Annotated in this window: 19 protein-coding genes; 5 read left to right on the top strand and 14 right to left on the bottom strand. The window is 36.7% G+C overall.

Annotated features, from left to right (window positions below):
- The 6 genes from LV704_RS05530 to LV704_RS05505 form a co-directional block, all read right to left on the bottom strand.
- Positions 1-858 carry a hypothetical protein gene (locus tag LV704_RS05530; protein ID WP_163421341.1) on the bottom strand — a complete coding sequence of 286 codons (858 nt, stop codon included), beginning with the start codon at positions 856-858 and terminating at the stop codon, positions 1-3.
- Between the two features lie 102 nt (positions 859-960).
- Positions 961-1,281 carry a cupin domain-containing protein gene (locus tag LV704_RS05525; RefSeq protein WP_163421342.1) on the bottom strand — a complete coding sequence of 107 codons (321 nt, stop codon included), beginning with the start codon at positions 1,279-1,281 and terminating at the stop codon, positions 961-963.
- Between the two features lie 15 nt (positions 1,282-1,296).
- Positions 1,297-2,976, bottom strand: a complete 1,680-nt coding sequence (locus LV704_RS05520) for a hydantoinase B/oxoprolinase family protein (RefSeq protein WP_163421343.1) — start codon at positions 2,974-2,976, stop codon at positions 1,297-1,299.
- A complete protein-coding gene (locus LV704_RS05515) occupies positions 2,973-5,039 on the bottom strand; it encodes a hydantoinase/oxoprolinase family protein (protein WP_163421344.1) in 2,067 nt (688 codons plus the stop codon). The genes LV704_RS05520 and LV704_RS05515 overlap by 4 nt, the downstream gene beginning before the upstream one ends.
- A gap of 5 nt (positions 5,040-5,044) precedes the next feature.
- Positions 5,045-6,049, bottom strand: a complete 1,005-nt coding sequence (locus LV704_RS05510; protein ID WP_163421345.1) for a zinc-dependent alcohol dehydrogenase family protein — start codon at positions 6,047-6,049, stop codon at positions 5,045-5,047.
- A 91-nt stretch (positions 6,050-6,140) separates the two neighbouring features.
- On the bottom strand, positions 6,141-8,543 hold the full coding sequence (locus LV704_RS05505) for a TonB-dependent receptor domain-containing protein (protein WP_163421346.1): 2,403 nt from the start codon (positions 8,541-8,543) through the stop codon (positions 6,141-6,143).
- 144 nt (positions 8,544-8,687) lie between these two features.
- Between LV704_RS05505 and LV704_RS05500 the strand changes: the two genes are divergently transcribed.
- Positions 8,688-10,019, top strand: a complete 1,332-nt coding sequence (locus LV704_RS05500) for a hypothetical protein (RefSeq protein WP_163421347.1) — start codon at positions 8,688-8,690, stop codon at positions 10,017-10,019.
- Positions 10,020-10,041: 22 nt separating this feature from the next.
- Here the strand turns inward: LV704_RS05500 and LV704_RS05495 are convergent, their stop codons facing one another.
- The 4 genes from LV704_RS05495 to LV704_RS05480 form a co-directional block, all read right to left on the bottom strand.
- Positions 10,042-12,444, bottom strand: coding sequence for a penicillin acylase family protein (locus tag LV704_RS05495; protein ID WP_163421348.1), 2,403 nt, complete (start codon positions 12,442-12,444; stop codon positions 10,042-10,044).
- Positions 12,445-12,573: 129 nt separating this feature from the next.
- Positions 12,574-13,305 carry a GNAT family N-acetyltransferase gene (locus LV704_RS05490; RefSeq protein WP_163421349.1) on the bottom strand — a complete coding sequence of 244 codons (732 nt, stop codon included), beginning with the start codon at positions 13,303-13,305 and terminating at the stop codon, positions 12,574-12,576.
- Between the two features lie 3 nt (positions 13,306-13,308).
- Positions 13,309-13,758, bottom strand: coding sequence for a DMT family transporter (locus LV704_RS05485; RefSeq protein WP_163421350.1), 450 nt, complete (start codon positions 13,756-13,758; stop codon positions 13,309-13,311).
- Between the two features lie 85 nt (positions 13,759-13,843).
- The gene (locus LV704_RS05480; protein WP_163421351.1) at positions 13,844-14,437 is read right to left on the bottom strand and encodes a Crp/Fnr family transcriptional regulator; all 594 of its coding nucleotides are present in this window, start codon (positions 14,435-14,437) and stop codon (positions 13,844-13,846) included.
- 382 nt (positions 14,438-14,819) lie between these two features.
- Here LV704_RS05480 and LV704_RS05475 point away from each other — a divergent pair, with 382 nt between their 5' ends.
- From LV704_RS05475 to LV704_RS05460, 4 genes are all read left to right on the top strand, one after another.
- Entirely contained in the window at positions 14,820-15,908 is a 1,089-nt protein-coding gene (locus tag LV704_RS05475; protein ID WP_163421352.1) for an AraC family transcriptional regulator, read from the top strand.
- A 112-nt stretch (positions 15,909-16,020) separates the two neighbouring features.
- Positions 16,021-17,241, top strand: coding sequence for a S9 family peptidase (locus LV704_RS05470; protein ID WP_163421353.1), 1,221 nt, complete (start codon positions 16,021-16,023; stop codon positions 17,239-17,241).
- Between the two features lie 129 nt (positions 17,242-17,370).
- On the top strand, positions 17,371-18,036 hold the full coding sequence (locus LV704_RS05465) for an outer membrane beta-barrel protein (protein ID WP_163421354.1): 666 nt from the start codon (positions 17,371-17,373) through the stop codon (positions 18,034-18,036).
- A 38-nt stretch (positions 18,037-18,074) separates the two neighbouring features.
- The gene (locus LV704_RS05460; RefSeq protein ID WP_163421355.1) at positions 18,075-18,413 is read left to right on the top strand and encodes a DUF3291 domain-containing protein; all 339 of its coding nucleotides are present in this window, start codon (positions 18,075-18,077) and stop codon (positions 18,411-18,413) included.
- A gap of 2 nt (positions 18,414-18,415) precedes the next feature.
- Here the strand turns inward: LV704_RS05460 and LV704_RS05455 are convergent, their stop codons facing one another.
- The 4 genes from LV704_RS05455 to LV704_RS05440 form a co-directional block, all read right to left on the bottom strand.
- A complete protein-coding gene (locus LV704_RS05455; RefSeq protein ID WP_163421356.1) occupies positions 18,416-20,668 on the bottom strand; it encodes an aminotransferase class III-fold pyridoxal phosphate-dependent enzyme in 2,253 nt (750 codons plus the stop codon).
- Positions 20,669-20,697: 29 nt separating this feature from the next.
- The gene (locus LV704_RS05450) at positions 20,698-21,633 is read right to left on the bottom strand and encodes a threonine/serine dehydratase (RefSeq protein WP_163421357.1); all 936 of its coding nucleotides are present in this window, start codon (positions 21,631-21,633) and stop codon (positions 20,698-20,700) included.
- A gap of 127 nt (positions 21,634-21,760) precedes the next feature.
- Positions 21,761-22,663 carry a universal stress protein gene (locus LV704_RS05445; protein WP_163421358.1) on the bottom strand — a complete coding sequence of 301 codons (903 nt, stop codon included), beginning with the start codon at positions 22,661-22,663 and terminating at the stop codon, positions 21,761-21,763.
- An 86-nt stretch (positions 22,664-22,749) separates the two neighbouring features.
- Complete coding sequence (locus tag LV704_RS05440; RefSeq protein WP_163421359.1) at positions 22,750-23,439, bottom strand: Crp/Fnr family transcriptional regulator; 690 nt, start codon at positions 23,437-23,439, stop codon at positions 22,750-22,752.
- Positions 23,440-23,458 lie beyond the last annotated feature (19 nt).

Genomic DNA, 23,458 nt, shown 5'->3' with positions numbered 1-23,458 from the left:
TTAAGTTGTCAATTCTCTTTTCGTAAGCCATTTCTGCAGATGGTTATATATTATTGCTAAAATCAGGACGAAAATTGAGGTCAATACCCCAATGGCTACATTGTAATAAGGTTCAATGGTGAGTGAAATCCGGATAAGGATAGTGGCCAGAACAAATGCGGTGTACCGAAAAACACGATAATAATTGATGGTATAGCGCAATGCAACCAAAACAATGGTAATATCCGTAAAAATTAAAACGGTATAGAATGTATCAAAAGAGTGTAAGTACGTTCCAGTTTGTATGAGCACAATGAAGTCCCGAATTCCTATCAAGAAAAAGGAAATCAATAAAAAAAGTGCCAATAGTTTTTTGATACGCACGAATTGTGTTTGATTCACATAGGTTTCGGACAACCTTGTTTTACTGTTTAGTCGGTGTGTAAGCCCCATTACAGCAAAAATGATTAATGCTCCAAAAGAGTATACCAACATGCTTTGAATGGTCTCTTTGCTATCGCTCCATAACAGGAAGCTATCTAGGTGACTAAACTCTTTAAATGCATCTCGCAGAAAAATGAGTGATAGCAATTCAAACTGTTTTCCCAATGACCTTGAAACTGATTTGGGCAAAACAAAAATCAAACTCAATAATTCTAAAATGAGAAGTATGGTAAAGGCTACTTCTATTGCAAAAAATGGGTGTTTGAAAACGTTGTTAAATGGGCCTACGGATATTATTTTATAATACGCCAAGGAGCTACATATTCCACATAGTATGAACGATAGTACCAAGAATGTGCTTATTCTTTGAATAATTCTTGGGCTTTCCCAAAACAGAACTTGCTGATCAAACAGTTTAATAATTGGCTTTATCATTCAATTCAATTTTGCAGTTGGCGCCATTTAAGTTTAAAAAAGCGAAGAATCTCTCCGCTTTTTTTTGCAACTAAATCAAAATAAACTGCTTACACTTAAAAATTACTTTTGTACGGCGTTAAATAGAAAGAATAGGATTTTACTATCTTCCAATGTTTCTGTTTCACGTATTTCTTCCTTATTCAAGTAAATCAAATCGCCTTGGTTCATCACTTTTTCATTACCATCTTTGGTGGACACTTTTAATTTTCCAGAAATCAAATAAGATATCTCATGAGAATCTAAAGTCTTAAAGGGAAGTAACTGCCCTTTTGTTAAGACCACCGAACCGCATTGTACGACTACGCCTTTTTCTTGTTTATGGATGATGTTTTTTAAATAGGACTCTTCTACTTCTGGAAATGTCAATTCTTTAACTTCCATTTTATGTATAAATAGTTATTGAACCGGAGAAAAGTTGTAGTGCTCCAATGCCTGTTCTTTTGTAATGTATCCATTCTTTACATCCCATTTTACCTTGTCTAAAGGCCTGTTCTTGGGGTTTCCATATCCACCGCCTGTCGCCGTTACCAGTTTTACCTTATCTCCCTTGTTGAGCTTTACATTGGTTACGATATTATATTGCTCTTCGGTACCATCTGTTCGTATGACCGTAAAATAATTGTAACTACCTTCTTTGCCTTCATTAAGGCCCCATGTTGGAATAGAATACCCTAAAAACGCTCCTGTTAAAAATGCTTCATCGGATAAAACCTTAAAGGTCAGATACTGTCCATTTCCTCCTTGAAATTCTCCATATCCACCACCTTCGTTATGAAAAGCATATTCTTCAACGACCACACCATATTTTCGTTCTCGGGTTTCGGCAGGGATATTATAAGATTCGCCATGTGCGTAAGAGAATTGCCCACGGTTTCCATCGTGAAAAGCGCATCCACCCCAACCGCCGGATAGTGGTTCCGCCTGTACATAAAACTCATTGGTTACTGGGTGAATTCCAGAAATATAAGTCACACATACAGATCTAAAATGACCCGCTGGTAATTTTTCCGGAACTACAGGACCCAATGTTCTTAGCAATAAATCTATTGCTGCCAAGAAAACCTCATAATAAACAGATATTGGAGCGGGTGATTTGGCACTCACAATCGTGTTTTCTGGACAAATTAGTTTTACATGTTTAAAAGACCCATTGTTAGCAGGTAGTGTAGGTGTAGTTATCGCCTTAAAAGCTGCTCTTACAGCAGTTTCCAATCCTGTTCTTGATAAATTCAGAGGGCCTTTTAACTGTTCATGGGACCCTGTAAAATCACAGGTCATATTCTCATTGGAGATCGTTATTCTCAATTTCAACGGAAAAGGCCCATTGCCAAAACCATCATTTTCTATCCAACCTGTGTTTTCATAAACACCGTTTGGGATTTTTTGTAATTCTTTTAAACTAATACGCTCACCATATTCCATAAATTCTTCTGCAGCTTGTTTGTAAGCTTCTAAACCATATTTATCAATAAGCTTAATTATTCTTTCTGCTCCCACATCATTGGCGGCAATACCCGAAAACAAATCTCCTAAAGTGCTTTTGGGAAGTCTTACATTTGCTTCTAACATCTTAATAAGGGCCTGGTTTAACTTGCCTTCTTCTTTTACTTTAACGAAGGGAAAATGGATGCCCTCTTGGAAAATTTCAGTTGATACTGTTGATACCGAACCTGGATTTGTCCCTCCTATATCCGTCCAATGTGCTTTGTTTACCGTAAATGCTACGCGTTCACCTTTATAGAAAATCGGCGTAATAAGAGCAATGTCTGATAAGTGTGTTCCGCCTCCCGCATAAGGCGTGTTGGCTATAATGACATCGCCTTCTTTTAAAGGATTGTCCTCTCCAAAACGTTCCAAAGTCTCTTCTACCACAAGACTCATTGCGGCCAAAAACGTAATTACCCCATTTCCTTGAGCCAGCAATCGACCTTCTCCGTCCGTAATTCCGACAGCATAATCCAATGCTTCGTAAATGATAGGACTCATACTGGTCCGCTGAATAGTTTCAAACATGGCCTCTCCAATAGAGATCAATGAATCTTGAATGATATCTGATGTAAATTTGTTTAAGCTCATGATTGCTGAGGGTTACTGATAATAATGTTTGCATACGCATCAATCTTAAATTGATGGTTGGGTGGTACGACTGTTGATGTAGATTGCTCAACTATAATGGCAGGACCTTGTACAAGCATATCAGGAATCAGTTTATTCCTATCAAAAAAATTGCACTCATGTATTCCCGACTCGTCAAAATCTACTTTTTCAGAGGCAATTAAGGCGTCTTTAATTGAATTGCCATTTGATTCAACTTTGGCAATCACGGGCTTGTTTACAATAACTTCAGCTACCAGGTGATAGTTGACAATCTCAATTTTGGTATCGGTTAGACTAAAAGCATATCTCTTTTTGTGCAGTTGATGAAAATCTTTCTCGATTTCATTGATTTTTAGATTGTTCAAGTCAGCTAACCTCAGTTTTACCGAATGTTCTTGCCCAGTGTAGCGCAGGTCTAAATAATACTCAAAAATGATGTCTTCTTTTTGATATGAATCCCTTTCATAAGCATTTATTGCTTCATTTTTCATTTCTTGAAAGACACTCTTTAACATTGAGAAATTATCAGCATTCAAGTTCATCACATCTGTGCGAATGTAATCTCTCCTTAAGTCTGACATTAGCATTCCGAACGCTGAAAAAACACCAGCATTTAATGGTACTATCACTTCGGGCATTTGCAATTCTTCAGCCAAATAAGCTCCGTGCATTGGGCCACCACCTCCAATAACCACTAAAGAAAAGTCCCTTGGGTCATAACCCTTATTTACAGATACGCTTTTTAAGGCATTGATCATATTGGAATTAGCCACTCGAATAACACCGCGTGCTACTTCTTCCAAAGTCATGTCCAATTCTTTGCAGAGCGGCCTTGCTGCTTTCTCGAGACTATCAAAGTCCGGTTTTAATTCACCGCCTAAAAAGTAATCTTTGTGTATACGGTTACACACGACGTTGGCATCTGTGGTTGTGAAACTAGAGCCTCCTTTACCATAAGACGAGGGTCCCGGATTAGCTGCAGCACTTTTTGGTCCAACACGCATCTTGCCACCATCATCTAGCCAAGCAATACTCCCACCTCCATTACCAATTTCTACGATATCTATCACAGGGGTGAGTATTGGAAATCCAGCTTGGGTTTTTGTTTTTTCAATATTATAGGTGGTTACTATTTTGGGTATTCCATTTTCAATCAAGGAGCATTTTGCTGTAGTACCACCAATGTCCAGTACCAATAAGTTTTCTTTACCAATAGTTCTACCTAAAACAACAGCACCAAGCATGCCACTTGCTGGTCCTGATTCTATTAATGTGATTGGATTTGCCTTTACATCTTCAACAGTGGTAATGCCGCCGTTAGATTGCATGATGTATAGGTCATTTTTATATCCTAATTTCTGTAAGTGATGGGTTAGATTGTTTAAGTATTTTGTAGCAATTGGTTTTACATAAGCAGAAAGCACAGTGGAGCTCGTTCGCTCATATTCTCTCCATTCTCTAGTAACTTCATGCGATGTTATGACTTCGAATTGCGGGTATTTGGAGCGTATATAGTCAGCTAATTTTTTCTCGTGGATGGGGTTCTTGTAACCGTGCAGAAAACAAACCGCAATGGCTTCCACGCCTTCTTTGATAAACTGTTTGATATGCGTGTCTACAGTTGTCTCATCAAGAGGTGTAATGATTTCACCCAAGTAACTGATACGCTCTTTTACTTCTTGCCTTAGATATCTATCGACAAATGGATCCTCTTTTTTAAAGTTGAAATTATATAAATCTGGTCTTGTGCCTCGGGCAATTTCCAGAACATCTCTAAAGCCTTCAGTTGTAATCAATGCTGTTTTAGAACCTTTCCTTTCTGTTATGGCATTAATGACCACAGTTGTACCATGAGCAAAAAAATCAATGGTATTTAAATCTAAATCTATTTTCTTAATAGTATTTAAGATTCCTTTTTCGAATTCTCCCGGGGTTGTGCTGGATTTAGATACTTGAACCTTTTTAACTTCTTTACTTTTCTTGTCATAATCAAAAAACACAAGATCGGTAAAGGTTCCTCCTATATCTGTTGCGACTCTCATATTTCCTATTTATTGGTTACCCTAACTACAATTTTCCCTACTTGCTGATTCGAAAGCATGTATTCATAGGCCTTTTTGTAATCTTCGAAATCGAAGACTTTACTCACTATAGGTTTTAGAGCTTCTTTTTCAATTCTTTCTAGGATATAAGCTTTGCACTCATTTAGTTTATCAATGTCCTCTACATGGTTGAATTGGGAATAGGCATCCATCACCGCTTTTTTTCGAATCAAAGGAACCAAGGGATATGGCGTTGGGTTTGGGTCTAACAATCCGTAAATAATCACAACAGCACCCATTGATAAGGCGTCTAAATAGTCGTTACAAAAGTTGCCTGCTATAGGGTCATAGACAAAACTGACACCTTCGTCTTCAGTTATTTCCATTAACCTTTTTTCAACGGATTCTTCATTTGATATAATAAGATGGTCTATACCTAGTTCTTGAAGCTCTTTTCTTTTAACACTTGTTCTGGTAGAACCTATGACAGTTGCTCCGGCATCTTTGGCAAGTTCAAAACAACCATAGCCAGCTGAACTTGAAATGGCAGGAACAAAAACCTTATCCCCATCCTTTACATTGCCCACATGAAACAATGCAAAATAAGCTGTGGAGTATTGCATCCAAATAGAACAAGCTTCCTCTGCGGTCAAGTTTTCTGGGGCCTTAGTTAAATAGTCTTGTGGCACAACAGCATATTCTCCCTGCACGCCATATTTTGCTGTATTGAACGGTATGGAGGTAACCCTATCCCCAACCTTGAAATCGGTTGCATTGGTGCCAACTTTAACAACTTCTCCTGTTGCTTCTGACCCAATTCGTGAAGGAAAATCAGGTAAAGTCGTATGGAAACCTTGATAATGAAGAACATCGGCTCTATTTAGGGCAAAAGCATCAACTTTAAACAAGACCTCATCATTAATCGGGTCTTCGATAGTTACGTCTTCAATAGCTAGTACATCTAACTCTCCTGTTTCATGAAATCTTACTATTCTACAATTTACACTCATGTTTTTGATTTAAAATTAGAAATGGGTTAACCTACCTTCATACCTGAACTCAGGTATGAAGTACCATATATGCTTAAGTATTCTATCGTGCTTAGAAACTATAAGAAAGGTCTACTCCCAGTGTGGTTGGAGTATTTGGAAATCTCAAATTATTGAAACCGAATTCTGCCGTTGGAAAAAATTCTTGATTGAATTCTGTATCAAAAATATTATTTGCCCAAATGGTTACGCCTACTTTGTTAAAACGAAACTTTGCCCTTGCATTGACCAAGGTATAGGGGTCTTGTTTGTATTCTTCTAAGGGATCCCAATAAAGTGTACCTCTACTATCAACATTGGCATGTAAGGTTACACCAGATTTTTCGTTAAAATCAATGTTAGCATTGGCTCCTATTTGAAATGTGCTTTTTACTGTAAAAGGGGAAGTGTTGCCACTTACATCTACTTCTTCATTGGTTTCATAATCAAATGCGGCAGCATTGGTAAGCAGGTTATAAGTACCTTCCTTGATTTCTCCATCATTGAGCCCCAGACTTGCAAAAAAGTCAAGATTGTTGGTGGCTTTAAATTTTAATTCAGATTCGAAACCTGAAATCTTTGCTTCTTCAAAATTATAGATTCCTAAAATTGAAGGCGTCAATGGGATAAAAGTATATTGTTGCTGATTCTTAAAGTTGATGTAATAAAAGGCATTATTAAAGATAATTCTATTGTTTAGGAAACTTGTTTTTAGGCCTACTTCGAAATTATCAGTGAATTCCGGTTCATACTCCTTATCAAATTTCACTGTTGGTTCAGAATTGAAACCTCCACTACGATAGCCGCGCCCATAATTGGCATAAGCCATAACGTTATCAGATGCAGCATAAGCAATTGAAAACTTGGGCTGTACCACAGTAATATCATTTTCTATGGACGTATTGGTGATGCGTGAGTCGTTGGTCAATTTATCATTGTCCACTCTAACCCCTCCTGATAAAGTAAGTTTTTTGGAAATATGAAAATCTAAAAATGCAAAGGCTGCCAATGTTCTAATGGTATTGTCATCATCATTGCCCACCAAGGGAACGTCACTGTAGTTTGCATTTTCTGCCGATGCGTCTACAAACCCTCCTTCGTAATAGGTGCGGTTCAAAAATGTGGAAGTATTTAAATATCTATCACTGTTTTGAAAAAGCGTACCAAAAGTGTAGTCTATCAACTGGTTTTCTCCTCCATTTGAAGTTAAACGGAATTCTTGGCTAAAAGTATCTGAGTCTGACCGTTGTGATACTTTACTGAATGCGTATTGGGAATAATCATTTTCCCCGATATAAAACCTTCTGGTGGCATTAAAAGATGTAACTGATTGAAATCTTGCTTTTACAAGGTTACCTTCAATTTTGAGACTGCTCAATGAATTGGATAGCTCAGAATCGCCCTGCACATCCCCAAAAGGTTCACTTGAGTAGTCATCGTCTGCAAGTACGGGAATTGTTGGGTCGAAAATATCAGTTTTGGTCACATAGTAATTTCCGCCTGCATCCACTTTAAAATTGTCTTGCACATATGTGGCTGACCACCTTGGGCTAAAGCGATATTTAAGTTTTGCCCTAATATTAAATTCATCGTAAAAATCTACTGTTTCGTTTAAAAAAGTATTGTTGATCAAACCATCAAACGTTTCGTAATTTCCTGCTACGCTGTAGTAAAACTTATTTTTTACAATGGCTCCAGATGAAGATAAGCCAGCACCTAGCAAACCACCATTTCCGGCGTTGGTCATAACCTTGGTCTTATTTCTATTTGTTGGTTCCTTAGTGACAATGTTAATTGCCCCAGCAATTGCGTTTTTCCCATAAAGCGTTCCTTGGGGGCCTTTTACAAATTCTAAAAGTTCAGTATCATACAAAGTCATGTTCATGGCACTTGCATCTGGTAGGGTCATACCATCAATGACAACGGCCACTGGAGATTCTGCATTTCTAATCTGGGAAATACCTCTAACAGTTAAAAAATTCACCCCTGGTTGTTGTGCTTGATTAAAGGTGACATTGGAAATTTGAGATGTAAATGATTGTATGTTGTCTATTCCACTCGTTTCTATAGTTGCAGCATTAATAGCAACAGTGGTTTCGGGTAAACTTTGTATTGCCTGTGCTCTAACTCGTGCTTTACTGGCAACGGAAGAAAACCCTTGAATGGTTACACCTTCCAGTTGGTTGGCTTCAGGTTGTAAATCAATATTGAGGTAATTGCCGTCAATCTGTACGGTTTGAGTTTCAAAACCTAAATAAGAGATGATCAGTTCTTGGGCAGTTTCGTTGACCGCAATAACAAACTCGCCGTTAAAATCAGAAGTAACACCGTTGCTGGGATTGCCCACTTCAATAATGGTAGCTCCTGGAAGGGGATTGTTTGAATCGTCCAAAATTTTTCCACCAATATCCTTTTTTGTTTGGCTAAAAACCGAAAAGGATATTAAGCACAAGATGCATAGGAATAGATACTTCATTTTAAATTCTTTTTGAGTTAGTTGAACAAACCTATGCATACACAAATATTAATTCCATCATTCCTGTTATTTTTATATTAATTATTTAAAATAGGAATTTAAATGGAATATATCTAATTTTGAGGTAGTTAAGAAAATTAAACAATGAATGTAAGAGGAATTCAGATTTCTAATGGTTTTATGTTAAGTCTTCATGAAGAGCTCTTGACTATTTTTTCTAAACATTATTCCATAGAAACAAAAACGCTTACCGTATTTCAGTTATATGGTTTTGGTAGTTATGATGAAGGACGCCCAAGTTTAAAAGGGTTTATAACAGAAATCACAGGGCAATGGATAAATGGAAAGTATTTATATAACAAAATCAGGGAAGTTGAAAGGGGCAACAGCAAGAACGTAAAACTAAGAAGGGATTACTTATCCCTATTAATTCTTACCGCAGGTTATGATAACTATGGTCAATATCTTAACAATTCTCCTTTTTTAAGCGCAGATATCCGAAAGGAGGAAGGGAGCAATTTTGATGAAACATCCAATGATATTGATGCGCTCTATTATGTTGGGTATTATGTGGAAGACAAACAATACTATATAAAATCCAAATTCACCATTTATAAAATGAAAACAGCTTCCTGGGAAATCTTATACTGGGAAAAAAACTATGAACCAACGTTTTATACTTATTTTGGAAAATGTGTACCTACTGGTGAAAGTGCTTTGTCCTTTTATTTCAGCAAGGATAACTCGAGCTTGAACAAGGAATGTTTTGTTAACATATTTTATGGAAACAATATGCAAACAAAACCTGTGCTGTTGGGAGCATATTGTGGTTTTGACCGGAACAACAACCCTGTTATTGGAAAATTGGTTTTTGAGCAGGTGAACGATGCGGATGAACAAAATGAAAAAGTAAGAAGCAAGGATATCAACCCCATTTTTCATCATTACCTATATTCCCAACGGATGGAGGTGGACGGAATTCTTCCCCATAAAGACTCTGATCTCTCGGTCTCCTTAAACAGACTTGAGATTGTTAATTTTCTAATTGGTGATTACCTTGGGTTCTATTTGGACAAGAACAACTATTTGATTCCTATTTCTTTTGAAGTTTTAAATGAACTTGGAGAATTAAAATTTAAAGTAAACAATACTAATTTTAAAGGCATTGGTAGAATTAGCAGAACTGAGAACTACTTGATATCTGAATTTAACGAAAAGAACATCTCTTATTCACAGTTTTCCTTACAGGTTCAACCTTTAGAAAGAGATTTGTTTCTGGGTCATATGCAAGTCTATTCTGGGGCAAATGTCCTAAATGGCAGGGTATTGCTTTGGAAGAAAAACAAAAAGTTGAAAAAGTTCATGGAACAAAACAAGGAGTTCTACTTGAACAAGAGTGATTTGGAAAATTTTATGAACACAAAAATTTCTAAATATCTTGAAATCAACACTATAGATGCAATTGAAAATCAATAGAAAATCTTTTGTATGCTGATTGTTATTTCTTCAAAGGGATTAATTTTTTTGTAGTTATAGCCACAGAATCAATTTTGCTGCGCGAATAGTAAACAGGGAAATATTCATCTTTAGCCCAAGATTCAAACAAGTTACTGTAAAATGGACTATCAGGATTTCCAGATTGTCCAGGACTGTTGGAGCCTACCGCGGCATCCCAATCGCCAGTATTCACAATCATCCGAAAAGAAGCGCCAGTGCTTTGTTTTAAATTGCCTCCTGTTGAACCAGGAGTATAAGAATTGCCTCCTCTTGGCAATGGCCCAAGATCCAGTAATGCTTTTGTGGTGTCATCATTTACCACATCACTCAAGGCATGTTGCATATAGGTATGCTTATTCTTTTTTTGCCCGTATTGCCATAGGTTCATATCTGATCCGAGATTTTTTTCTAAATCATCCACCCCGTTGCTAAAAGCATCACTCAAGAACTTATTTCTGCCTAAAATTGGGTTTGCCCCAAACCTTGTGTCAGGTGTTTGAAGCCATTCCATAATTCGCGCCATCTGAATCCCGGGAACTATACCCTTTCCTTCAGTAGGAATAAACCGTTCATTCGCCATTCTTTTAATTTGATTTTCCCAAGCCACATAAATGGCGGCAGAAATTGAATTGGGCTCGAGTCTATAATCCCAGTTGGTCATTTTTTCTTTGGCCTCGGCAGCTTTACCCATAAAAGCAATGCCTTTTAGCATAGGAACTAATATGCGAGCAGGAATTGATAGGTAATCAGTCTGAAGGGTCTTCATATCTTCCATGGTCATTTTTTCATTTGCCCCTAACACCTCATTTACCCGGTCACCGCGATAGGGGTCTGCCCATGAGAAGCCAATTGCATCCCAACGGTTATAGTTATCTGGGGTTACATTCTGATTGGCGGTGGCCAAGAAGCCTTCCTCAGGATTAAAACCATTTGGTTTTTCTACAATTGGCAAATAACCATCCCATTCATAACGCCCATTACCAGGTATGGGGACAAGGCCACTAAAATTTTTGCGAATTGGGGCAATACCAACGGCCTGCCATCCTATATTACCTTTTTTATCTGCCCATATCATATTTTCACCAGGGATATGACTATAGTTACATGCGTCTCTAAACTCTTCCCAAGATTTTGCCTGATCCATACGTAAAGATGCTAAATATGGAGAGCCGCCAGGTTCTAACCAAGCACAGCGTACAGCATAGGCCACATTGTTTTTGGGGTCTATATAGGTAACGGGGCCATGTTTTGTATAAGATAGTTTTACAATACTATCAGTTCTACCCTTTACTTTTATGGTTTCGGAAATATGTGTCATATCTTCCCAACTACCTTTGTACTTGTATTGATTTGGATTTGCAGGATTTAGTTCGTAGACATACAAGTCTTCTCCATCGGTTCTAAAAACGGTAAGGCCCCAAGAACCATATTCATTATGCCCAATGGAAATGCCCGGTATTTCCGGTTCGCCACCACCAATAACGTTCCATCCCGGTGCTACTAAATGGTTCATGTAGCGTAAAGATGGTATAGCAATGGTTCTATGTGGATCGTTGGCCATATAGGTATTGCCATCTGCCATGCGATTTCCCATAACTACCCAATTATTGCTGCCGATGGCCAAAGAATCATTTTTGCCTTCGAAAAGCGATAATACCGTTTCCTCTTCTTTGGTATTTTGATAGGAAGGAACGATGTCATCTTTTAAGAATTTCACAGGTTTGCGATAGGCATTGTACAGTGCTAAAATATCATCAGATAGCAAATCTGTATTTATGCTAGGGTCAATTGTTAAATTGGGTTCCTTTGGATGAAACCAATATAGATCTTTAACTATTTCTTCTCCGAGCTTTGCTACTGCACGTCCTATTTGTAACTCTTGACCAATATTTCCTAACAACCCTTGATGTCTTGAAATAACTATCTCTGGAGTCCATTTTTGAGGTTGTATGTCCAAAATTTTAAACTCTAAAGGTAATTTTTCTGGTGTTTTTAAAATAGACTCGATGTATGCGTTTACACCATCTGTATAAGCTGTAATAATTTCAATGCCATCATCATGGTAATGATTCATCTCTGTGGTCATATCACCTCTAAATTTAAAGAGACGCGTACCTATATCTCGGTTTAATTCTCGTTCTCCAAGAATCTCAGCTACTGTGCCTGTGGCCTGTCTTCGCCAAATCTCAAATTGAAAAAGCCGATCTGCCGCTGCAGCATAGCCCTGTGCATAAAAGAGATCGTGCTGATTTTTGGCATAAATATGATTAATCCCCCATTTATCCCTAACAATCTCAACAGATTCTTCAAGTCCATCTACTGGAAGTTCATCAACAGAAGTGGTTTTAGAATTGTTACAAGAAAAGGACAGTAGGACTACAAATAGTTTTAAAACTTGTTTCATTCTAATGATTTTATTTTAGAAAGATAAGCACCATTTGTTTTCCTTGCTTTGTGTTTCTTAAAAAAAGCTAAGCTTCCGTGCTCAAAAATCTCTCTTGATACATGTTTGGATTAAATTTTGTTTTTCTTCCTATTTGGATAATGTGTAATTTCTCATCAAGAATTGTTCTTCAAACCCTAGTTTCAAATACAGGTTTTTTCCCATTTCTGAAGCTTGAAGCGTAGCATAACCATATCCTTTTTTTGCGGCTTCAAATAACATGGAATGCATCATCTTTTCAGCATACCCTTTTCTTCTCATCTCAGGAATTATCCCCATGGAATGAATTCCTACAACCTCATTTCCGCTATAATGCATCAAAGCGGTTCCAGTGGGAGTAGCATTGTCGTAGGCAATTAGATAATCCACTTCATCATAACTGCTTAATAGTAGTTTATGATCAATTTTGTATTTGAAAGCCTTTTGAAACAGTGATTCCCATAATAAAGCTGTCCTCTCATCCCTGACCTTGTTAATTGTAACTTCTGATGGTATAAAGTCACTTTTTGAAATGTCGGCAGACATTCCCACTTGTTCCAAAATCTTCATAAAACCATTGTTCTCCAAAAGCGGGGAGTAATCATTCCCATTAATTTCCCAGTAAGGAACGGTAATTTTTGTAGTGGACGAAGAAATGATTTTTTTTGCAAGATTTAGGTTAGTCTGTTCAGGAGCATTTTTGAACCAAAGTCTGTTTGGCCAATCGGAGTAATTTATGATTCCATAGTCAAAAACATTTCCCGTTACGGCGGTGCCGGCATTTCGATTTATTAAGTGCCATAGAGAGGTTAAATTATCTATATTTTGTTGTTTCAAGTCCATGTTTTACGTGTTTTTAATTAATACAATTCCTAGGGTCATGGCAAGCACACCGAAGATTTTTTTATACGCTATAGGTTCAGTAGGCAAGCCAAACCAACCAAAATGACCAGCAATGACCGAAAACAAAATTTGTCCAAATAGACCTATGGAGATCATTGTGGAGATGCCCAATTTTGGTATGGTGTAATAGTATAGTCCAATACCGGCAACGCTAAAAAGTGCTCCAGAGAACCATAGGTAATAAGGAATATCCTTCAATTGATGAAAGGACGGAAAATGTCTTGTGTTTACAGTTACGGCTAAAAAAGCAATTAGCGCACTAATAATGTAAGCCACTAGTGAAGTCAGTATAGGGCTTTTTAATTGTTCGCTAAGTTGTGCATTAAAACCTCCGTGCAAGGCTAAAAAAACTCCCCCTATAAATGCTAAAATAATTGGTGTTGACTGACCCATAATTCATAGTATTAAATGATTTTATAGGTCAAAATTAGATCAGTAAATGAACCTCTGCATTTACATATGTTGATGGATATGAATTTTATAGGTCTTTTCTAATTCTACTTAACTGAGTAGGGGTGATTCCAAGGTAAGATGCTATAAGCCATTGTGGGACTCTTTGAGGTAAGTTAGGGTACTTGTTAAGAAAGGATAGATAGCGTTCAGTGGCATTTTCTGCAGCAAATGAAATCTGTCGCCTTTCATTTTCAATAATCCAGTTTTGTTCCAGATTGGCAATGTAATAGTTCTTTAAATCTTCGTGTTTATAAATTACTTCCTTATAACGGTGATAGTTCATCTCCAGAACAGTACCATCCTCCACAGCTTCAATACCAAAACCAGAAGGAGAGCTTGTTAACATAGAGACCGTTGACCCCGCTAGGTGACCTTCAACAAAGAAGTTTTTAACAAATACATTGGCCTCATCATCCATCCACTGGGAGATTAAAATTCCTTGGCAGACAAAAAAAATGCTTTTTGCCGTTTGTCCACGAAATACAATACTCTCGTTTTTCTGTACACTTCTGATTTTTATTAAAGGCAAAAGCTTTTCAAAAGATGCTTGGGAAACAGGAGCATATCCGTTTAGATATTGATAGAAAAGTTGGATTTGTGGATGGTCAAAAGAAATCATAATGGAAGCTTATGGGTCATTAATTTTCCTTGATTTGGGTGGTATCTAGGATACAAATTATAGATAAAGTAAGATAGGGATAAAGATATCAAAACCTTTAATTGAATTGTTTTAATCTTGCTCCTCTAATTAATAAGCTGGTGTTTTTTTTCAAAATTCACATGAAATCCAAAAGAATGAGATATAGGAGCTTAGATTACTTCTGCCCAAAAAAGAATTGAACCTTCCTCAATATAGATATTATTATATTTAGCTAAGCTTTTCATTCCTAGAAAGAGATTGGTAAACTAATGCGTATAAAGCAAATATGTTAATTGTAGACATTGTTGGCTTGAGTATTCTCGCAATATTTCTTTTGTTCATTTTTCATAAGAAGAACAAAATGGCGAGTGATTACATGCTTATTGTCACGATTATACTTATAGCAGGGATTTTTATAAGTGATCTTTGGGTTAGGCAAGGAGGGCTTACTAAGCCCAATTTTATTTTGGAAAAATTGGTTAGCTTCTATGTTCTTCCTTCTTTTCTTGCATATTCTATGCTACTCATTAGCAATGATAATAAGCTGAAAATGAAATGGTGGTGGTTTGCTTCTTTCGCAATAGCCTTTTCAGTTTTCATTTTTATTGATTTTACTTTTTTGACTGACTACGATATTGAGAAATTAAGAGCTCAGCATAGAACACCATCAACCATATATCAATTTTTTTATAGAGGAGGTAATGTTTTTGTTTTTGTGGCTCTTATTTGGTTTTTTAAAAAATTGAAGCAGTATCAGCAAAGAATTAGAAATGACTATTCATTTATTGAGACTATTAAGTTAACATGGCTCGTAAATTTCGCTTGGATTTACTTTATAAATAATCTTCTGGTTTTATTAATATCATCAGCATTTAGTTTTTGGCATTTAGGAAGTTTAGAGTTGCTATATATTATTGTCTATGCTTCCATTGTGCTTTCTCTTTTTTATTTGTGCTACAATGGAATAAGACAATATTCCCTAGTAGAGTACAACAATGCTATTGGTTTAAATAACAATGCGGAAATTGAGGCGAAAAGACCAGTATCAACTTTAAAAAACAAAGACTCGGACAAGTATAAATCGTCCTCATTGTCAATTGAAGAGATGGAATCTATTTTTAAACAGATTAAAGAGCTTTTTGAAATAGAGAAAATTTATCTAGAACCACAACTTAAGATTCAAGACTTATCTGATAGTATAAATGTAACAACACATAACATTTCTCAAACAATAAATTCTAAGGCGCAACAATCATTCTATGATTTTGTAAATAAATATAGAGCCGAACATTTTAAAACACTTTTGGCAAATCCTGATAATAGAAAGTTCACCATTTTGGCGCTTGGGATAGAAAGTGGTTTTAATTCCAAAGCAACATTAAATCGCATATTCAAAAAGCAAGTTGGAGTTTCTCCTAAGGAATTCCAGAAATCTCACTTTATCGCCTAAGCTTTTTTCGTTTTCTTCAAATAAGTCTCAAATCATCGTTTGAAGCATTTTATTTTTTTCTAGCAATCATTTTTGCATCAAAATTATTTGTAACCCATAAATGAATGCAATTATGAAAAAAATTAAAAAACTTATACGGCTAAGCGTACTGTTACTACCACTGTTATATAGTGTGTCTAGTTGCAGTGTAGATGTTGAGGTAGATGAGATAATCACCTTTGATTCAAATTTTGGCGATTTACGAAATTGGGAATTATTGGCGACAGTGTCAGAAAATCAACTCAAGAGTTTAATTGATAAAGACGAACCAGAACTAGTCCCAATAATTGCCAATAGAAATTTACGGGATATTAAAGTATACAAAATCACTTATAATACTTCCAATGTTGATGGAAACACCATTTTGGCCTCTGGTCTGGTGATAGTGCCTAAACATGGTTTAAACATGCCTTTGGTGTCGTTTCAACATGGAACAATATTCACTAATGATGATGCCCCATCCAGCTATAACACTAAAAAATTGGCTACCGTTTTTGCCATGGCACTGGCTTCCACCAACTATGTTGTTATTATGCCTGATTATCTGGGGTATGGAGCTTCAAGCAATTATCCACATCCTTATGAGCATAGAGAAACTCTAGGAAGCACATCTTTTGATATGATCATGACCGTTAAAGAAAACCTTGGATTTATAGACGACCTTATTTTAAATGATAAACTTTTCATCGCTGGGTATTCTGAAGGAGGTTATGCTACAATGGCCCTGCATCAACATATTGAAGAAAACTCAAACCTCAAGATTACAATGAGTGCACCGGCATCAGGTGCTTATAACAAATCCGGATTCTTTCAGCAAATGATGCAATTAGATGAAGACTTCAATTATCCCGGATCGGCTATGTGGGTGGTAGATTCTTACAATACTAATTATAACCTTAATCGTAATTGGAGTGCTTTCATAAACGAACCATATGCTGCAACGATGGAAAGTATTCTCAACCCGTTTGATTACATAAATGCGGATATCGCTCAAAACCCACAAGACCTATATACTGCTGAATTTAGAACTGGATTGGTCAATGGAACGGACACTGAATATTTGAGCGCTATAGCTGATAATGATGTCTTTGATTGGACCCCTAAATATCCAATTACCCTGTATTATGCATCTGAAGACAATTGGGTTTTTCCCTTAAACTCTGAAACTGCATATGAGAGTATGTTAGAAAATGGAGCAAATGTGAGCAGGGTAATTTATGAAGGTGAGGGTCATTTTACTGCGGGCATACTTTATGTAAATGATGTGTTTGAGTTATTCGAATCCAATAGATAAAATCAACATGATAGTTACGTTAACAATTCTCCTTGGAGTCGGCATAATTATATTATGAACCTAATACACTTTTTGGCGTCATTAATATGATGCAATCTAAAATTTCACCTAGTCATTAAAAAATAAAACATGAAACAAAACATAATATTCACAAGTTCTTTTCTACTATTTTTTCTTTTAACCCATACAAGTTTGATTGCACAAAACCCAGGTACAGATGCCTCCAAAACTGAAAAACACTTTGATGGTTTCCATCTAGGGATAAGTATGGGTGTACAAAACATATTTGGTGGGGCTTTTATTAACGATTTAGATGTGCTTGGCCAGAAATCAGGTTTTGTGACAGAGTTTTCAGCAGGGTATAGAAAACAGTTTGTAAATGATAGACTTCTTATTGGAGCAGAACTTCAATTAGGAATTACAGATGGTGATTTGGAACAAATAGATGCTAGAAATCAAATGGAAATTGAATACAAAAACAACAGTCAGTTTGGATATGGGATAAACCTTGGAATTGCCATGGGTAAGAAGAAAAAAGCTTTGTTGTATACCTACGGTATTGTCACAAAACGGAACTTTGACATAACTATTTCAGAGGTTGGTGGTACAACTTTTATGCAGGAAGATGGGCAACGTTTTCTGAGGTACGGTATTGGATTTGAAATACCCGTTTCTGGAAACTTCCACTTGAAAGCAACTGTAGGTCGTGTTGATGTGGATTATGGAGATTTGGAAACCAATATTAATGTGGAAAATAAAACCGACCTTGGCTTGGGGGCGATGTATCAATTTTGACAGAACAAAAGAAAACAAATGATTAAAACGTATTAATAATGAAAGCAGTAATTACTTCTATTACCCTAAAATCCCCTTTAAAGTTTTTTAAACTATCTGTTTTTGCACTGCATGTATCCAATCAGTTAAAAACATCCAACTATGTTGAGTTTAGGAGCAAAGGTTTCTGGACAAAACATTATACCATGACGCTTTGGAGAAATGAAGAAGACATGAGGGCATTTGCACATAGTGGAGCTCATTTAGATGCCATGAAAAAATCGAAATCCATAGCAAAAGAAATTAACACCCTTACTATTGACACCAATGAATTACCAAATTGGAAAGAAGCTTTAACACTATTGAAAAACAAAGGAAGGGTGTATAAAATAAAATAAGCCTAATTCTTTAATACGTTAGCTATTGCATGTACAACAGTTTCTGCATTTTCTTTTGTAAAGCAAAGTGGAGGTTTTGTTTTTAGCACACTGTCACCGGGCCCATCAGAGCTAATTAGGATATTCCTATTGCGTAGTTCATTTTTAATATGGTGTGCTAATTTTTTATTCGTTTTTTTTGTTTTTTCATCAATGATTTCTATACCCAAAAATAAACCGGAACCTCTAACATCTCCTATGCATTTATGTTCTTTTTTTAGTCCCAATAGAAGTGACTTGTAATAGTTTCCAACCTCCTTGGCGTTCTCTTGTAACTGTTCTTCTTCAATAACCTCTATAACAGACAAAGCAATGGCGCAAGAAACAGGATTGCCTCCAAAAGAGCTAAAGAACTCCACTCCTTTACTAAAAGATTCTGCAATTTCATCTGTTGTAACCACGGCGCCCATAGGATGTCCGTTTGCCATTGGTTTTCCTAGAATAACAATATCCGGAATTACTCCTTGGGCTTCGTATCCCCAAAAGTGATCGCCCAACCTACCAAAACCAGTTTGTACTTCATCGCTTATACAAACTCCACCCTGTTTTCGTATTGCGGGGTAAACCTCTTTTAAATATCCATCTGCCAAAGGAACTTGACCGCCACAGCCAACAATAGGTTCCGATATAAAAGCGGCAATAGGTTCTTCAGAATTTGATATTTGTTCAATGGTCTCTTTGGCATACAAAGACCCAGCATTTTTCCCTTTGCACTTCCCATTATAGGTGTCAGGAATGGATGTTTTAAGTACATGCTCTTTTTGCCCGGTACCCTTGGGGTTATTGAATTTGTAATCACTCATATCAATTCCCATTTGAGTGTTCCCGTGATAGCCATGTTCCATCACCATTAACTTTTTACGTTTGGTATGGGCGTGCACTAATCGCAAGGCCAGGTCACTTGCTGCGCTTCCAGAGTTAACAAAGTATACCTTGTTCAGTGATTTAGGGAATTTTGATAATAGTTTTTCTGAATAGGTTGGTAACAAATCGTACAGATACCGTGTATTGGTATTTAGTTTTGCCATTTGTCTTTGTCCCGCTTCCACCACCTTTGGGTGTGAGTGTCCCACATGTGGAATATTATTATAGGCATCCAAGATGGCATTGCCGTGGCTATCATACATATACTGAAATGCAGCATCAACCATGTGAACTGGTTTTTCATAGCTCAATGATAAAATGGGACTAATGTGTTGGTGTCTTCTTTTGACTTCTTCGGCTTCCAATTTTATTTTAGGAATTGACACTCCAATAGCCTTTCTGAACATGTTTTCTGCACCAATAGGACTTATGGACAACAGTTTGTAAAGCATGTTCCAAGCAGATTTTTCACTTCCAGTGGCGTAGGTATTATCCGGATCTGTTTTTCTGGAATGGGCAGAATTGCAAACGCTTGTACAAAGTCTTCCTGCTATTAAGTAATAGAGAATTTCTAATTCTTTCTCTTCCAGAGGAAGTGTTTTATGATATGATTCTAGAATGGGTATTGCCCATTCCAATGGATTTTCTTTATCATAACAGGCATAAGTTATAGCTATGGCCAATTCATTTATTAAAGGAGCATAGGCCATATCTCCAAAATCTATTAATCCGGAAACATTTTCGTTGCTCACTAAGACATTCCATTCATTGGCATCGTTATAGATGGTTTGTTTTCTTAGTTCAGGTAATATGGGAACCACGTTTTGCTCAAACTGTTGGAAAAAATAATTTACGACATTCCTGTCATGTGCATTGGGAATATCGGAAACGTATTTCTTGTTTAAATGCAGGTATTGGAGGTCCCATTCCCACTTTCTAGCCCTAAGGGTATAATTGTTGAATCCTTGAAGTTTAATATCTAAGCGAGCAAGAAATTCACCTAAAAAGGTATATGTTTTTTTTGTTGGATTGATATCTCCTATAAAATTACCATTGATAAAGGAAAGCATTCTACAAATGGTGGTTTTCCCATCTAGCTCAAAAATTTTGGTGTAATCCCCATTGATAAATGGAATTGGAATAGGAAAGGCTTGCGTTTTATCTTGGTCAAGAAATAACAGGGCTTCGGTTTCAACTTCGATTAAATCAAATAGTTCTTCAGTATATGGGTATGTTTTAAAAATGTAACTGTCTGACGATGTTTTAACATGGTAATTAATGTTGTCATATCCATCCAGCTTTTTAATGCTTAATGAATCAATTCCGAATTCCTCTTTGAGTAGTGCATTCATCAATTTGATGTTGGTCCTGAATGGTATTTCTAAAATGGTAAGTTGTTTAAATCAACATTTCCACCAGATAAGATTACCCCTATTTTTTTGTCTGAAAACTGTTCTTTTTCGGTAAGAATAGCAGCGAAAGCAACTGCGCTAGATGGCTCGCAAATAATTTTTAGCCGTTCCCAGATAATCCGCATAGCTTTTACAATTTTGTCCTCCTTTACCCTAATAATTCTTTGGACATTTTGTTTGATAATGGGAAAATTTCTATCACCCAACTGTGTTCTTAACCCATCAGCAATGGTATTGGCAGTCTCATTTGTTTCTATAGTGCCACTTTGTAAAGAACGATAGGCATCATCAACCTCAAAAGGCTCTCCTCCAATAACATTACAATTGTCTCCAAAATATTTGACGGCTAAGGCTGTTCCGGCTATTAAACCACCTCCACCCACGGGCGTAAATACATAGTCTAAATCTGGATGAAGTTCCAATAATTCTTTACATGCTGTGCCTTGACCCAAAATGACATCATCATCGTTGGATGGATGAATGAATGTTGCTCCTTTTTCTTTTTCTATTTGTTTAGTGGCATTTTCTCTTGCGGCAAGTGTGGGCGGACATTCTATAATGCTTCCATCATACTCTTTAACTGCATCTTTTTTTACCTGAGGGGCGTTGGAGGGCATAACAATGTACGCTTTAACACCCAAACTTTGTGCAGCTAAAGAAAGTGCTTGGGCAAAGTTTCCTGAAGAATGTGTTACCACTCCGTTTTGTCTTTGTCTTTCAGAAAGTTGTATAATGGCATTTGCCGCTCCTCGCATTTTAAAAGCTCCCATTTTTTGGAAATTCTCACACTTAAAAAAAAGACTGGCTCCTGCCATGGCATTGATCAATCTTGAAGTAAGCACAGGAGTGTTGTGAATAAATGGTTTTATTCTGTCATGACATTCAATAAGTTGCTGCTTGTCCATTAATGCTCTTTATGCGAAATGCTTTTGAAGGTGAAACAAAACATAAAGATAGGAATGGCGAACGAATTAATCTGAAAATAGACCTTTCAAATTACGCTCATGTAAAAGTAAAATGAGAGTTTGGGCCTTAACCGCTAACTGCCTTTTCTTGTTCCTTGTTTTTTTTTGAAACCCCTTCCATTCCTAGTTCAGGAATAACCAATAAAGGAATTTGCGTATGGAACGCTGTTCGCTTCACTATAGGTTCACGGGTCATTTTTTCCATATAGCTATGCTGATAATTCAGGAGTGCCAGCAGGTGAATGTCCAGCTCCTCAGTAAACATTTCCAACGTTTGTGATACTGAGTTAAGTTCAGAAACTGTGTGTACATAATGTTCAGATTCGTTTAAATACCTTCTTAGCATGTTTAGGTTAAACTGCTGTAATTCCGATAATGCTTTTATCCCGTATTGCACATGAACTATTCTAATGGTTGCTTGGAACATTTCTGCTAATTCCATTAGTGGATTTAGTTCGGAAGCTGTGTAGAATCTATTAAAATCAGTTGCAAAAGCAATTTCTGAAGGTGTGACAAAATCAAAATGTTGGGGAATAGCCAAGACCGGACATTTTTTACTGTTCTTAATAATACGCACGGTATTGCTGCCCATAAATACCTCATCTATTCCAGAAGCGCCCTTGGTTCCAGTAACTATTAAGTTAATATCATACGCATCCACAATGTCTTTTACTTCTTCGACCAATAGATTGAAAGAAGAGATTGTTTCAAAACTATGATTGTTGTTACCATACTGTGTCTTAATTCTGTCAACAGTATTCAGTAAACCTTGTTCTGAAGAATTTCGCACCGCATCTACAATACTTACACCATCTATCATTTTGGCCATAAACCGGCTACTGGGAATTACAGGGGTATATGTGTTTAACAAATAAAAAGTGCATTGTTTATTGCGGAACAACTGCATGGCATAATTAATGGCATTCCATGCATTTTCTGAAAAGTCTGTAGGTATTAAAATTCTTTGCATTTTACTAAAATAAAGATGGAATAAAATTAGTGCTATGCGGAAAGGGATACTATGACAAATATCAGGTTTTGAAAATAGGGATGGCTTTAGAAGCCTTCTACCAACTCTACCAACTTACGTTCATTCTTTATACCTACTTTTTTGCCAGAGGTATGAATGAGTCCTTTTTTCTTGAATTCTGAAATAATTCGGATGGCGGATTCCGTAGCTGTACCAACCACATTTGAAATGTCTTCTCTGGAAAGTGTAAGGGCCAAAAACCCTTCGTCATCTTCGCCAAAGTTATTTTTTAAATACAGGAAAGCCTCAGCAATCCGCTGTTTTACCGTTTTTTGAGACATGTTTACGATGACGTCATCTGCCTCCTTTAAATCATGAGCCATATGCCGCAACACCTCAAGGGTGAAATTCGGATTCTTTTGCAATGTATTGTTGATGCTTTCTTTGGGAATGAAGCAGACCTCCATATCGTTAACAGCTATTGCAGAAAGATTAGTACATTCTTCTGCTATTACGGATCGCTGTCCAAGTACTTCGCCTTTGGTTGCAAGCTTTACGATTTGATCTTTGCCATTGGCACTAAGTTTGGAGAGTTTAGAAACTCCATCGCGAACACAAAAAACTCCATTCAATTTTTCGCCCTCCTCAAAAAGGGGGTCTCCTTTCTTGACTTTTTTTGTGGTTTTAGAGTCGGACACTTGCTTCAATTCGTCCTTGCTCATGGCTCTTAGCGAATTGAATTGTCTTATGATACAATTTTCACACCTGCTCTCCATAACTGTTAATTTACCTGAT

Source organism: Flagellimonas sp. CMM7 (assembly GCF_021390195.1).
Classification (GTDB): Bacteria; Bacteroidota; Bacteroidia; order Flavobacteriales; family Flavobacteriaceae; genus Flagellimonas.
This window is presented reverse-complemented; position numbering and strand designations above follow the sequence as displayed.